The organism is Novosphingobium sp. IK01 (assembly GCF_033242265.1).
In the GTDB taxonomy this organism is placed as follows: Bacteria; Pseudomonadota; Alphaproteobacteria; order Sphingomonadales; family Sphingomonadaceae; genus Novosphingobium; species Novosphingobium pituita.
In genome coordinates this window covers 187,288-201,836 of sequence record NZ_BTFW01000001.1, presented here as the reverse complement: position 1 = coordinate 201,836, position 14,549 = coordinate 187,288, and the positions used below count along the sequence as shown (strand labels likewise).

Sequence of the window (14,549 nt, the reverse complement as noted above, 5' to 3'; positions counted from 1 at the left end):
GGGAACCCGGTCAGGTGGCGTTAGACAAGATGCTCCTGCGCCAGGGGGCGCAAACCGGCGATTTTCTGCTTTTCGGGCCGGGACAGGCTGCCCGCCTCGTTATGCGCTTCATCCTCGCCGATCAGGCACCGCTATCGTCGGAAAGGATTCCACCGCCAGCGACACCGGTGACGGTCATAGGCGGTCGAGGCCGGGAGAATCAGGATGACTTCCGCCCCGCCTCCCGCGCCCTTGTCGAACATCATGTCACCATGGAGACGTGCTGCCCGTTCGCGCATCCCGACCAGCCCGTAATGCCCCTCTCGCTTCCCCGTCCGCAGGATTTCCGGACTTATGCCGACCCCATCGTCCCTGAAGATGATCTGAATGCTGTTGGGACGGTACTCGATATCTATCTCCACCCGGCTTGCCTGCGCATGCTGTGCGATATTGAACAGCGCTTCTTCCGCGATCCGCACGATCTCGGTCGCTGCGGACGGGTGAAGAGGGCGCGGCTCGCCGCAGGTGGCGACGAGGAGACTGGCGCCCGGAACGAACCCCCGCTCCACGCCGGCTCGTGTGATCGCCGGCTCGAGCGTGTCGGGCACCGACAATGACCGAAGATCACGAATACGCTCTCTCGCCTCGCGGAGTACCTTCTGGGCCTGTTCGAGCGTTTTCTCCAGGTCCTTGCGGACCGGGTTTTCGGGCGGGAGTCCCCTCGAGGCCAGATGCACCCGCAGGATCAAGGCCTGCACGGACTGGGCGAGCGTATCGTGCAGTTCGCGGGCAATCCGCTCCCGCTCGTCATGCCGATCGGCAAGGCGCGCCTGTATCCGGGCGGCAAGCGTCCTCAGGCGCAACTGGTAGGCGCCCCACAGCAGCACCAGTATGGTCGCCGCGCACATGACCTTGAACGGCCAGTCCTGGAAGAACGTCGGCTTGATCACCAGGTCGACGGTGGCGCCCTTGCGGTTCCATTCTCCCTCCTGGTTCGCGGCGATCACCTCGAAACGATATCTGCCGGGCGACAGGTTCGTATACGTGGTCGCGCGGCGGATGCCCGGATCGGTCCACTGGGTTTCGAGGCCTTCGAGGCGGTAAAGAATGCGGACACGTTCCGGATCGGCCAGCCCCATCGCCGCGAAGGTGAACCGAACTGTGGTCGTGCCGGGGGGGAGTGTCAGGGATACCGGATCGCGAACCAGGCCCGGGTGCGTTTCCGCACTTCTGATCGCCACGCTTATCGGATGATGTCCGCTGTGCAGGTTGGCCGGATCGATCATCGCAAGACCGCGTGCGGTGACGGCCCATATTCGACCGCCGCCATCGACGGCCATCGTTCTGGTCGGAAAACCGAACATGGCCGGTCCCCCCACAAGCCCGTCGCGCTGGTCGAAGATGCGCAAGTCGAGCGGGAAGCCGGGATGATCGAAGGCCTTGTCGAGCTGCGCGCTCGACACTCTGGCGATGCCCGTGGGCACCCTCAGCCAGGTCTCGCCGCGCGGAGTCTGGACGACGCCGCTCAGCCGCGCGGTCCAGGGATAGAGACGTGCGTCGAGCTTGCGGACCTTGCCATCGCGGACGCGCAGCAAGCCCCGTCTCCCGGCAACGAGAAATCCTCGCAGCGCAGGGCTGACCATGGTGATCTCGTCGATGCCGAGCGCGCGAAAATCATACCGGCGGATGTCGCTCCCTTCGACGACCCCCAATCCGGGCGTGTCGGTGCTGATGGCAATGTCGCCCGCCGCATTGGCCACCACGCCCTGCCCCACGCTGGTTCCCGAAGCGCCCTCATACCCTTTGAGAAGGTGCCAACCGCGCTTGTCGTGCCACCATGTCGATCCGTCATACCCTCTGACCCAAAGCCGGGACAGGCGGTCCTCGGCACATCGGGAAATGAAGGTGGGCAGATCGGCCAAGCGCCGGCCAGTGCCAGCCGGTTTCCATTGTCGCGCGACGTGATCATCGAGAATCCAGACGGAGCCGTCGCGGCCACCGCATATCGCCGAAGGATTGCCTATTGGCAGGGCCGGATGGGCCATTCCCCCCGGCTTTATCCGATAAAGCATTTGATTCGAAACGACATAGATCACACCGTCCGTGCCGCTGGCCAGCCGGATTCCGCGCGTGCTGTCGGACGCGATGGCAGGGTCCATGCCAACATCGGCGTAACGGAAACGGGTGAGTTCGCCCTCGCGGCCCGACCAGATGGCCCCATCCCTGTCAATCAGCAGCGGCGGTCCCGATTTCCCGATCCAGTCCGACTTGTCGATCATTCTGATCTCCGGGCGTGGATCGCCACCCTTCAGTGCGGCGGCAGGCACCATGAAAGTCTCGCCCGCACGCGTGCTGCCCCAGATGTCTCCCAAAGGGTCGAACGTCAGCGTCGCCCGCCGCAGGCTGACTGGCAGCTTGAAATGGATGGGCCGGTCGGGCGGACGCTGGGCACTGTCGCGAAACAGCATCAATTCGTCGCGATCGACGAGCCAAAGGGCGCCGTCTCTTGCCCGGGAGAGGCGGGGCATCTGATACCCGCCTCCAAGCCAGGCGAAGCGGCTGCTTCCGGGCGAAAGCCGCGCAATTCCCGCTGATCGCTGGTCGGGCGCCAGAACGGGAACCCACAAGCTGCCATCCCGCGTCGCGACCAGACCCAGCGTATAGCCGGGCGGGAGATGCAGACCTTCGCCGACCTGGGACCATCTCCCGTTGCGATAGCGCCACAGGCGCCGCGAAAGACCGCCCCACTCGCCCCAGATCGTGCCGTCCGCGCCCTGGACGAGATTGTTGATCATCGTGGGCGGGTCTGGAAGACCGGTATCGACGAGATGGCCGTTGCGATAGACCGCGACGCCGGCGCTGCGGCTATAGCCGATCCAAAGCTCGCCCTCGCGGCTTACCAGCAGAACCTGCGGAAGCGCCGCAGCCATTGCCGAGCCCTGAGGCGGCCGGATTTCCTCGAATGCGATGCCGTCGAAGCGGAACAGCCCATCGGCCGTGGCAAGCCAGAGATAGCCATCGGGAGTTTGCGCGACGGATACGATACCACGTGGCGCACCGTCTTTCTCGGTCCAACTGCGGCCCTGGAAATGATCGGGAGCGCCGGAAGCCGCAGAAAGCACCGATGACGCGTTCGATCGCGTCACCGACACACCGCTGATGATTGCGAGGCACAGGCACAAGGCGGTCGTTCGCGCCCGGCTCCGCAGCTTTGGAGCAGAAATCCAGTCTGCCATGGTCATTCCAGGCCCTTCCGTCGCACTCGCCCCGGAGCGGGCCCGCCATTCGCTTGCAACTGCCTTGGGATTGGTATTCAATATCAATACGCATCAGCCGGATGGTGACAAGTCCCACGCATGCATGGCTTGTCGATGGCGCACCAGATTTGCACAATCCCCACCCAACCAATGCGGAAACAGGCTGATGCCGGCTTCGCCAAAGCCTTGCCTCAGCGACGTAAATGACCACTACCATTTGGACACGCACCATGACTCTGCCCGAAAACGCCACACAGGAAGATGCAACATCCCGCATCACGCGAATTCTGACGGTCGATGATCATCAGTTGCTGCGAGAAGGCGTCAATGCGATCATATCGACCCAGCCGGATATGAGGGTCGTGGCCGAGGCCGATAACGGTCTGGATGCAATCGAAGCCTATCGCAGGTTGCGGCCGGACGTGATGCTGCTGGACCTGCAAATGCCCGGCATCGACGGACTACAGGTCCTCGAACGCGTGAAGGCCGAGTTTCCGGATGCCATGGTGCTGGTGCTGACGACCTTTTCCGGTGACGCACAGGCAGTACGCGCCCTTCAACTCGGCGCTGCTGGCTATCTGCTGAAGGACGGCGTCCTGACCGAATTGATCCATGCCATCCGATCGGTGCGCAGCGGCGGCAAGCACCTGAACATCGCCATCGCGCGCGAGATCGCCTGGCATCTCGATAGCGACCGATTGACCGAGCGGGAGTGCGAGGTGTTGACTATGGCCGCAGCAGGAAAGTCGAACCGGCACATCGCGAGCGGCCTCGCGCTCTCCGAAGACACGATCAAGGGCTATATGAAATCGATTTTCGCCAAGCTCGGCGTTTCCGACCGCACCCATGCCGTTACACTCGCCGTGCGCAGAGGCATGATCAGCATCTAGGCGGCGTGGGCAAAGTGGAATTTGTCCACGCCGCCTGGGCCCTGTCACCGAGCCTTGCAGGCATTCGCAAACTGCAATCCTGCGGCAGCCGTCGCGAAACCGATGCCCAGGATCGAGACTGCGGTCCAGCCGCCCGCCCCCCAGGCCGCAGTGGCCGCCGCCGCGCCGCCAGCGCCGCCAAGGAACATCGCCCCCATGAAGATCGTGTTCAGACGGGCCCGCGCCTCGGGCCGCAGCGCATAGACGATGTGCTGGTTGGAGACGAGAACGCTCTGCACCGCGAAATCGAGCAGGATGCATCCGACCACCAGGCCGATGATCGACGCCCACAGCCCGAAGATCGCCCAGGACACGACCATCAGGAGCGTTCCTGCCAGAATGACCTTGCGCGGCCCGCGCTTGTCGGCATAGCGTCCGGCGACCGGCGCAGCGAGGATGCCAACAGCGCCCACGATGCCAAACAGGCCGGCGACCTCCGCCCCCTGCCCGAACTGCGGCTCCTGCAGATGGAGCGCCAGGATCGTCCAGAAGGCCGTGAAGGCGCCGAACAGCAACGCCTGCGTAACGGCGGCCAGGCGAAGCTCGCCGAACTCCCGCCACAGATGCACGAGCGAAACCATCAGGCTTCCATAGCTGTGATGCGTGTCCGGGTGGCTCTTGGGCAGCGATGCCGCCATGATCGCGCCCGCGCCCAGAGCCAGCGGCACGCCCAGCCAGAACATGGCGCGCCACCCTTCATGCGCGGCAACGAACCCTGCCAGCGTCCGGCTGAGCAGGATGCCGCACAACACGCCGGACATAACGGTTCCGACGGTCGCGCCGCGCTTTTCCGGCGCGGCCAGATGCGCTGCGAACGGCACGATCTGCTGCGCCACTGTCGAGGCGACACCGAGCAGCAGCGAAGCGGCCAGCAAAAGCGGCGCGGTCGGCGCCAGCGCGGCCCCGACCAGCGCGAGTCCCAGAACCAGAAACTGGATCAGGATCAGCCGACGCCGCTCGATCAGGTCGCCCAGCGGCACGAGAGCGAACAGCCCGATGGCATAGCCAAGCTGGGTCGCGGTCGGGACGAGACCGACGATACCGCCCGGCACGTCCCTTTCCATGATCCCGAGCATCGGCTGGTTGTAATAGATGTTGGCGACGGCAAGCCCTGCTGCGGCTGCCATGGCGAAGGTAAGGCCGCGTCCGATCGTCGGGGCGGCCGCCTCAGCCTGTTCGATGGTGGTACTTCTCATCTGAGTATCCTCATGGAAGTGCCCATGTCGGCCGCGCTTCAGGAGCACTGCCTTCGACTGGACGACTGTGATGGCCGCGAATATGGAATAATATCCCTGATCGGTGTAGTGACCTGCTCAGTTATGTCAGCATAACGGATAACGATACAATGAACCTTCAGGATCTGGCGGTTTTCGCCGAAGCCGTCCGTAGCGGGAGTCTGGCAGCCGCTGCGCGGCGGCTGGGGCTCAACGCCATGGCGGCATCCCGGCGATTGGCCGCGCTCGAGACAGAGCTGGGCGTCCGGCTGGTACAGCGGACAACGCGTGCGCTCTCGCCAACCGCTGAAGGCGAAGCCTTCCTGCCGCATGCGCAGGCGATGCTCGATGAACAGGCCAGTGCCCTTGCGGCCCTGCGCCCGGCCGGGGCCGGTGTTTCGGGCCAGTTGCGCGTTACAGCGTCGGCGGCGTTCGGCCGCAAGGTTGTCGCCCCGATGATCGCCCGGTTCATGGCCGCCAACCCGGACCTTGGCGTCGATCTGCTGCTGACCGACGATCAGGTCGACATCGTGGCGCAGGGAATCGATGTCGCGGTGCGGATCGCGAAATTGCGCGACAATCACCTCGTCGCCCGCCGCCTTGCCGACAATCCCCGACGGCTTTGCGCTGCCCCTGCCTATATCGCGCGGCACGGCAAACCCCGCGTCCTGGCCGATCTGGTCGATCACGCCTGCCTGCTCGGCACTGGCGGATCGCACTGGGTCTTCGTCAGGAACGGCAAGACGGTGCGCCAGAAGGTCGGCGGTCGCTTCACGGCGAGTTCCATCGAAGCCCTGCACCAGGCCTGTATCGGCGGGCTCGGCATCGCCAATCTCTCGGGCTGGAACGTCGAGGACGATCTGCGCGCGGGAGTTATCGAGCCGATCCGGCTTGAAGATGCCGAGCCCGAGCCGTTGGCGATCTGGGCGGTCTATCCAACCGCGCGTCTGGTCCCTGCCAAAGTCCGCGCCTTCGTGGGCGCGCTCGAACAGGAGCTTCGCGGCGGCGAGCATCGCCGCGCCTAGCCGATCAGACCGATTGCGGCCTTGACCACCTCCGGGGTCAACGGCATGTCGCGCAGCCTTACGCCGGTGGCATCGGCGACTGCATTGGCGAGTGCGGCGGATGTCGGCCCTTGCGAGGTTTCGCCAGCGCCCAGGAAGGGAAGACCGGGGCGGTCCATGACATGGACGTCGATCGCGCCCGGCACGTCGCGAAACCGCATGATCGGATAGGTTCCCCAGTCGAAACTTGTCCGGCGGGTCGCATCGAACGTGACCGCTTCATAGGTCGCCCAGCTCAACGACTGGATGATGCCCCCTTCGACCTGATTGCGGATGCCGTCGGGCGAGGCGGGTTGTCCCGCATCGACAGCAGCGTTAACCCGGTGGACCATGATCGCGCCGGTCTCCCTCTCGACCTCGACTTCCATGACGATCGCGCAATAGGCGCCGATATTCTTGTAGCGCGCGAAGGCCATGCCGCAGCCGCGCCGCCCATCCGGCCGGGAGCGATGCGACCAGCCAAAACGGCCGGCGGCCTCGATCATCACCGCCCGCGCGCGTTCGTCTTCCATATGCGCCAGCCGGAAGGCCAGCGGGTCGACGCCGCCCGCGCGGGCCAGATCGTCGAGCGTGCTCTCGATCGTGAACACATTGAGATGCGCCCCCAGTGAACGCAACGCCGACACGCGCAGCGGCATTTCCGGCACGAAATGGTAGAGCACATTCATGTTGGGGAAGACATAGAGCGGGTTGGCATTGCGATCGCCATCGCCCTCCGGCATCGGGATGGGCTTGGCCTCCTGCGGCGCGAAGCCCGGTCTGACCTGCTGGGCGACGGCATAGCCGCCCGCTTTCACGGCCCTGGTATTATGCGAATTGCTCCACACCTCATAAGTCCAGTGCGCGATCCGCTTGTCGGGTCCGATCGCCGCATCGACCTTCGTCACCATGCCACAGCCGCATGGTTCCCACCCGAATTCCTGCTCGCGCATCCATTGCAGGCGGATCGGATGGCCGGGCAGCGCCATCGCGATGAGCCCGGCTTCGGCCGTCACGTCATCGGCGCCATTCTGGCCATAGCAGCCCGCCGAGGGGGTGTGGATGCAGCGCACCTTTTCCGGTGCCAGTCCCACCAGTTCGGCGATCGCGCGGTGCATGTCGAACACGCCCTGGCTGTGCGACCAGATCGTAAGACCGCCATCCCTGGCCAGCGCCACCGCGCAGGACGGACCGATCGACCCATGGCTGTACCACGGTCGGCTGAAGCTGCCCCGCACAGTCTTCCAGGCCGGCCTGTCGCCATCATGGGTATCGAGCACAACGATCTCGCGCGAGGGCATGGTTTGCAGATGATGGGGCCCCTCGGCGGCGGGCATGGGCGGCAGCAGGCGCACATAGTCGCTCTCCTGCGCAACGCGCATGGCTTTGATCGCCTGCCATTCCTTGCGTGCGACCACCGCGAGAAAGTCGCCATTCTCAATGACCGCGACCACACCGGGCATTGCCCGCGCCGCCGCGAGCTTCGGCGCCGCCAGCCGCGTGCCATAGCTCGGCCCGCGCACGACGCGGGCATGGAGCATGCCGGGCAAGCGCATGTCCTGAACGAAAGCTTCGCCGCCGACTAGCTTGGCCGGAATATCGACGCGGGGAAAATTCTTGCCCATCGTCCGGTATTGGCGAGGATCGCGGCGCGGCGCGTCGGGCACAGCCTCGACATGAAGCGAAAGGCGCGTGGCGAGTTGGCCATAGGACAGCCGTCGCCCATCGAGCGCCGCGACATGGCCATCGCCGGTGGTCGTCAACTGATCAGGCTCGATGCTCCAGACCCTGGCCGCGGCCTGGGTCAGCAGCATGCGGACATTGGCGCCGGCATTGGCAAGGGCGGTTCCACCGTCCTGCATCGAGTGGCTGCCTGCCGTCAGCCCTTCGTCAGGCGTGCGCGCGGTATCGGCGGTGATGAAGGTGATCGCCGATGGCGGCAGATCCAGTTCCTCGGCCGCGACCTGAAGCAAGGCCGTGCGGATGCCTTGCCCGAGTTCCACCTTGCCGGAAAAGACCGTGGCCTGGCCGTCGGGTCCGATGCTGATCCAGGAATCGAGTTCAGGATTGCTCTTGAGGCTGCCCGGCAGATCCGGCCGGATCGCCTTGGGCGCGGCCCCGCCTTCCCCGCCGCCAGCCAGTTGGGCCAGGCTGCGCGCGGAAAACGAGAACGCGACCAGCAGCCCGCCGGCTGCCAGCACTTCGCGGCGGGCAAGGGCCTTCGACAGTGCGGTGGCGCTCATGCCGCGACATCCCTGACCGGGCGACCGGCGACGCGATTGATAGCGCGCAGGATACGCACATGCGTGCCGCAGCGGCAGAGGTTGGGCTGCATGTGCGCGCGAATTTCAGCGTCCGTCGGTGCCGGGTTCACATCGAGCAGCGCCTGCGCGCGCATGATCATGCCGGCGATGCAATAGCCGCACTGCGCGGCCTGCTCGTCGAGGAACGCCTGCTGAAGCGGATTCATCTTCTCGATCGACCCGAGGCCCTCGATCGTTCGGACCGGCCGGTCGCCGACGGCCGCAACCGGCGTGACGCACGAGAAGATCGCCTTGCCGTCGAGATGGACGGTACAGGCGCCGCATTGGCCGAGACCACAGCCATATTTGGCGCCATTGAGGCCCAGATCGTCGCGCAGGACATAGAGCAACGGCGTTTCCGGATCGGCATCGACCTTGTGGGCCGTGCCGTTGACATGGATGGTGAGGGTCATGGTTGGGCACTCTCCTTGCGAGCCCTGGCAACCGCGCGATCCAGCTTCGACCATGCCGGACGATCGGTGTAGCGAGACCGGGCATAACCGAGCACCGCGGCGACCTGAGCGTCGGTGAGACTGTCGGCGAAGGGCGGCATCTTGGGGCCACGACCGGCAACCGGCGGCTCGATACCACGCAGGATCGCCTGGATGGCGCTGGTCGGCACCTCATCGCGCAAGGCGCTGGCAAGCCCCAGGGCCGGACGCCCCTGCCCCATCATCGGCGCACCGGGGCCGTGACAGCCCGCGCAGGCGCCGGCGTAGAGCGTCGCCCCTTCGGGAAAGAGCCGGGCAGCCCGCACCGGATCGTCAGGGGTCGGGCGTGACGGCGAACCGGCGTCCGCGCCTGCCATCCGCGACGCGATATAAGTTGCGATCGCGCGGACATCCTCCTCGGGAACCGCCGACAGGCTCTCGACCACCGGCCCCATCGGCCCGGCTGCCGCGCTGTGATCAGGAGAAATGCCCGTGCGCAGATAGGTGTAGAGCGCGTCCGGGGTCCAGCCCCGCGCAGCCGGGTTCGAGCGGTCGAGCGGCGGTGCCCGCCAGCCTTCGGCGATACCACCGGCATAGGCGCGCGAGCGGACCTCACCCCCGGCGATATTGCGCGGCGTATGGCAGCCCCCGCAATGGCCGAGGCCTTCGACGAGATAGGCGCCCCGGTTCCATTCCGCCGACCGGGCCGGATCAACGATGATCGCGCCCTTGTGGAGGAACAGCATCTTCCAGCCGGCCAGCAGCGGGCGGAAGCCAAGCGGCGGGATCAGCCTGTTCGCGGGCGCCTTTTGACGGACCGCTCGCCGGGTCATCAGAAACGCGTAGAGCGCATCGAGATCGCCATCGCTCACATGGGTGAAATGCTCGTAGGGGAGCGCCGGGTAGAGATGCGAGCCCGTTCGGCTCACGCCATCTTTCATCGCGCGGCGAAACGCCTCGGCCGACCAGGTTCCGATCCCCGTGTCGGGATCGGGAGTCAGGTTGTCGGAATAGAGCGTTCCGAAAGGCGTGGCGAGCGCACGTCCACCCGCCAGCGGTCGCCCTCCTTCCGCAGTATGGCAGACCGCGCAGTCGCCAAGCCTCGCAAGAACAGCGCCGCGTTCGACCATCCCCGCCGGAAAAGAACCTGGCGCAGGGACCGGAATCGGCGCGATCGCCGGACGCCAGGTCAGCGCCAATGCGAACAGCGCGCCCCCCGACAGGAACAACATGCCATAGAGCACCGACTGCGCATTCCAACGCTTTCGCATCCATGCCCGGAGAGCAGTGATCGCTGCCCCCCGGCGCTGGCCCATGGCTTCTGGTCTGTGTGTCATCGCCGGGCATCGTCGTTCACGCGATCAGGACGGTCTTGGCTTTTCGGATGCCGATTTGGACGAGACGCACATCGACCAACATGCGACGACGGACGCGATCAGGACCGCCGATGTCAGGCCGCCCTTCCGGGGGCGACAGGTCGCACCCGATGTCCGGCGATGGCGGCTTTGCGATACCGACTGGGCAACCGTCGAAGCCCCGGCCAGCCCGAAATCATCAACATTGCCTTATTTGGCAATAGCCTGCCTGTTTTTGTTGCCATGAAACAGAAAGCTGGCGGATTCCTCAATGTCCATCATGATTGCAGGCACGAAGAGTACGCCACACCGGTCAGCCTGCGGCCCATCCACTTTGTGTCAGCATCTGACAAATTCCGTTCGTCGGACGAAAGACGATGTGCCGCACCCTTCGCTAGAAAGGCGCCGATTTCAGGCACTATCTCACTTTTGACGCAACGGGAGGCGAAATGACCGCTGAAGCGAAATGCCCGATGGGCCACGGGCAGGCTGAGGGCAAAGCCGCGCTGTTCGAGATGACGAACCGCCTCTGGTGGCCACACCAGCTTGATCTCACCGTCCTGCACAAGCATCCGCCGGCAGGTAACCCCATGCCCGGATTCGACTATCGCCGGGCTTTCGCGACACTCGACCTCGGTGCAGTCAAGCGCGACATTACCGACCTCATGACGAAATCGCAGGACTGGTGGCCCGCAGACTTCGGCCACTACGGTCCTCTTTTCATCCGCATGGCCTGGCACAGCGCCGGCACCTATCGGATCGGCGATGGCCGCGGCGGGGCGGGCCATGGCACCCAGCGCTTTGCGCCTCTCAACAGTTGGCCCGACAATGCCAATCTCGACAAGGCCCGCATGCTGCTCTGGCCGATCAAGCAGAAGTACGGGCGCAAACTTTCCTGGGCCGACCTGCTGATCCTGACCGGCAATTGCGCGCTCGAATCGATGGGATTCAAAACCGCGGGCTTCGGCGGTGGCAGGATCGACGTCTGGGAACCAGACGTCGATACCAACTGGGGACCGGAACGCGAATGGCTCGCCACCAGCGACAAGCCGGGCAGCCGCTACTCCGGTGATCGCGATCTGGAAAACCCGCTGGCAGCCGTCCAGATGGGGCTCATCTACGTCAACCCGGAAGGGCCCGATGGCAAGCCCGACCCCGTGGCGGCCGCGCGCGATATTCGAGAAACCTTCGCACGCATGGCGATGAACGACGAGGAAACCGTCGCGCTCATTGCCGGGGGGCACACGTTCGGCAAGACCCATGGTGCTGCCGATCCCTCGCGCTACATCGGCCCCGAACCCGAAGGCGCCCCCGTCGGGATGCAGGCGCTGGGCTGGGCGAACAGCTTCGGCACCGGCAATGCCGGCGACACGATCACCAGCGGTCTCGAAGTAACGTGGTCGCAGACTCCGACCCAGTGGAGCCATAACTTCTTCGACAATCTCTTCGGCTTCGAATGGGAACTGACGAAAAGCCCGGCAGGTGCGCACCAATGGGTGGCAAAGGATGCGCAAGCAACGGTCCCCGACGCTCATGATCCCGCCAGACGTCACCGCCCGACAATGCTCACCACCGATCTCTCGCTGCGCTTCGATCCCGCGTATGAGAAGATCTCGCGCCGCTTCCATGCCAATCCGGACGCGTTTGCGGCCGTGTTTGCCGAAGCCTGGTACAAGCTCACCCACCGCGACATGGGTCCGCATGGGCGGCTGCTCGGCCCCGAAGTGCCACCGGAACCCCGGATCTGGCAGGATCCGGTGCCACCCGTCGATCACGCGTTGATCGACGAGGCCGACGCGAGCGCGCTCAAGGCCGAAATACTCGCCTCGGGCCTTTCGATCGCGCGCCTCGTCAAGACAGCCTGGGCATCGGCCTCGACCTTTCGCGGCTCGGACCTCAGGGGCGGCGCCAATGGCGCACGCATCCGGCTTGCGCCCCAACGCGACTGGATGGTGAACGAACCAGCCGAACTTGCCAACGCGCTGACGGCCCTGGAAGCGATCGGGACGACGTTCAACGCATCGCAGACAACGGGAAAGAAAGTGTCGATAGCCGATCTCATCGTCCTGGGTGGCAATGCAGCGATCGAGGCGGCAGCGGCCAATGCGGGGCACAAGGTCTCGATACCGTTCCTGCCCGGACGCACGGATGCGACACAGGAGCAGACCGATACCCATTCCTTCGCCCCACTCGAACCGACCACCGACGGATTTCGCAATTTCAGCGGCGCACCGTCAATCCATGCCGCAGAAGAACTGCTCGTCGATCGGGCCAATCTCCTGACCCTGACCGCGCCCGAGATGACCGTGCTCGTGGGCGGCCTGCGTGTGCTGGGCGCCAATCATGGCGACAGCGATCTGGGCGTATTCACCGAGAGGCGCGAGAGCCTGACGAACGATTTCTTCGTGAACCTGCTCCGGTCGAGCTTCACAATGAAATGGGAGGCATCTCCGGATCGGGAGGACGTCTACGTCGCACGGGACCGGGCTACAGGCCAGGAAGCGTGGAAAGCATCGCGGGTGGACCTCATCTTCGGATCCAATTCACAGTTGCGTGCCTTGTGCGAGGCCTATGCCACCGATGATGCGGCAGGCGCCTTTGTCGAGGCATTCATATCGGCGTGGACGAAGGTCATGAACCTCGACCGGTTCGATCTGGCCTGAAGAAAGCCGATGTGGTCCCCCGGCCTGGCATGCTCCGGGGGATCGTTGGTTGTCGATTGTGTCACCACGGCCAAGGTTCAGCGGCCCTGATGGACCCACCACACCTCCAGAAAAGGCAAGCTTTGCCGGGGCGGTCTTCGTGCTTTTGGGCCTCGGGCATTCTCCAGGGAAATGCCCGAGGCTCTCTCCGAAGGAGGGCAAAAGTCTGGTCCGGGGCACCGCCAAACCTTTGCATGATTGTCCTATGTCATTGAAATGTCCATCGAGGGCGCCGTAGTGCCTTGATCGCCGATGCCCGATGGGCTTACATCTCCCATTCGTCTGGATGGTTTGACATGACATCAACCGCTACCGTGATGCAACTTGATCGGGTTGGTCAACCCTTGCGGCGCGCGCAGCGCCCGCTGCCCGAGCCGGGGAAAGGGGAAGTGCGCCTGCGCGTGCTGGCCTGCGGCATATGCCGGACCGACCTTCATGTGATTGACGGTGAAGTTCAGGCGAACCTCCCGATCGTGCCGGGGCACGAGATCGTGGGCCTTGTCGATGCGCGCGGCGAAGACGTCGAAGGGCTGGAAATCGGGCAACGGATTGGTGTGCCCTGGCTGGGGCGGACCTGTGGCGCCTGTCCCTATTGCCATGGCGGACGGGAAAATCTCTGCGATCATCCCACTTTTACCGGCGCGACGCGCGATGGCGGGTTTGCCACCCATGTTATCGCCGACGCGGCCTTCTGCCTGCCCATCCCCGAAGAATTCGATGATGTATCAGCCGCCCCGCTGCTGTGCGCAGGGCTGATCGGCTATCGTTCGCTGGCAATGGCCGGAGAAGGCAGGAAAATCGGCCTTTACGGTTTCGGGGCATCGGCCCACATCATCGCCCAGGTCGCCCGGTGGCAGGGCCGCGAACTCTATGCCTTCACGCGTCCGGGCGATGTCAGGAGCCAGGAGTTCGCCCGCTCGCTCGGATGCGCCTGGGCTGGCGGGTCGGACGAACCCTCGCCGGTTGAACTCGATGCCGCGATCATCTTTGCTGCGGTCGGCGCCCTTGTTCCTGCCGCCCTCAAGGCGGTCCACAAGGGTGGGCGGGTGGTTTGCGCGGGTATCCACATGAGTGATATTCCGTCTTTCCCCTATGACGACTTGTGGGGCGAGCGCGCGATCATGTCGGTGGCCAACCTCACGCGCGAGGATGGCCGCGACTTCATGGCCATTGCCGGCAAGGCGGGTATCCGCATCACGACCACCGCGTTCCCTCTGGAACAGGCCAACGAGGCGATCGCCATGTTGCGCCGGGGTGAACTGGACGGCGCGGCCGTGCTGGTCCCGGACCAGACGACGCGGGCCTGCAACACCTTTGCCCCCTGATGCCCCTGCGC

The 14,549-nt window shown here is 64.9% G+C and carries 10 protein-coding genes; 5 read left to right on the top strand and 5 right to left on the bottom strand.

Translation table 11 applies throughout. The features are described 5' to 3' along the window. Positions 1–131: 131 nt before the first annotated feature. The gene (locus SBI20_RS00880) at positions 132–3,221 is read right to left on the bottom strand and encodes a sensor histidine kinase (protein ID WP_317973255.1); all 3,090 of its coding nucleotides are present in this window, start codon (positions 3,219–3,221) and stop codon (positions 132–134) included. Positions 3,222–3,466: 245 nt separating this feature from the next. Here SBI20_RS00880 and SBI20_RS00875 point away from each other — a divergent pair, with 245 nt between their 5' ends. Further along, a complete protein-coding gene (locus tag SBI20_RS00875; protein ID WP_317973254.1) occupies positions 3,467–4,126 on the top strand; it encodes a response regulator transcription factor in 660 nt (219 codons plus the stop codon). A 44-nt stretch (positions 4,127–4,170) separates the two neighbouring features. Here SBI20_RS00875 and SBI20_RS00870 read toward each other — a convergent pair whose 3' ends face one another. After that, the gene (locus SBI20_RS00870; RefSeq protein ID WP_317973253.1) at positions 4,171–5,361 is read right to left on the bottom strand and encodes an MFS transporter; all 1,191 of its coding nucleotides are present in this window, start codon (positions 5,359–5,361) and stop codon (positions 4,171–4,173) included. A 149-nt stretch (positions 5,362–5,510) separates the two neighbouring features. Between SBI20_RS00870 and SBI20_RS00865 the strand changes: the two genes are divergently transcribed. Further along, the gene (locus tag SBI20_RS00865; protein WP_317973252.1) at positions 5,511–6,404 is read left to right on the top strand and encodes a LysR family transcriptional regulator; all 894 of its coding nucleotides are present in this window, start codon (positions 5,511–5,513) and stop codon (positions 6,402–6,404) included. Here SBI20_RS00865 and SBI20_RS00860 read toward each other — a convergent pair. From SBI20_RS00860 to SBI20_RS00850, 3 genes are read right to left on the bottom strand one after another with little or no spacing between them, the layout of a single operon-like run. Further along, positions 6,401–8,665, bottom strand: a complete 2,265-nt coding sequence (locus SBI20_RS00860) for a xanthine dehydrogenase family protein molybdopterin-binding subunit (RefSeq protein WP_317973251.1) — start codon at positions 8,663–8,665, stop codon at positions 6,401–6,403. The two genes, SBI20_RS00865 and SBI20_RS00860, sit on opposite strands and share 4 nt — an antisense overlap. Continuing rightward, on the bottom strand, positions 8,662–9,138 hold the full coding sequence (locus SBI20_RS00855) for a (2Fe-2S)-binding protein (RefSeq protein ID WP_317973250.1): 477 nt from the start codon (positions 9,136–9,138) through the stop codon (positions 8,662–8,664). Before SBI20_RS00855 ends, SBI20_RS00860 begins: the two co-directional genes overlap by 4 nt. Continuing rightward, positions 9,135–10,427: a c-type cytochrome gene (locus SBI20_RS00850; RefSeq protein ID WP_317973249.1), complete on the bottom strand. Its 1,293-nt coding sequence runs from the start codon at positions 10,425–10,427 to the stop codon at positions 9,135–9,137. Before SBI20_RS00850 ends, SBI20_RS00855 begins: the two co-directional genes overlap by 4 nt. Before the next feature lie 43 nt (positions 10,428–10,470). On the opposite strand from SBI20_RS00850, the gene SBI20_RS00845 reads away from it, so the two are divergent. From SBI20_RS00845 to SBI20_RS00835, 3 genes are all read left to right on the top strand, one after another. Further along, positions 10,471–10,758: a hypothetical protein gene (locus tag SBI20_RS00845; protein ID WP_317973248.1), complete on the top strand. Its 288-nt coding sequence runs from the start codon at positions 10,471–10,473 to the stop codon at positions 10,756–10,758. A gap of 202 nt (positions 10,759–10,960) precedes the next feature. Continuing rightward, entirely contained in the window at positions 10,961–13,174 is a 2,214-nt protein-coding gene (gene katG / locus SBI20_RS00840; RefSeq protein ID WP_317973247.1) for a catalase/peroxidase HPI, read from the top strand. A 335-nt stretch (positions 13,175–13,509) separates the two neighbouring features. Then, a complete protein-coding gene (locus SBI20_RS00835; protein ID WP_317973246.1) occupies positions 13,510–14,538 on the top strand; it encodes a zinc-dependent alcohol dehydrogenase family protein in 1,029 nt (342 codons plus the stop codon). The last annotated feature ends 11 nt before the right edge of the window (positions 14,539–14,549 follow it).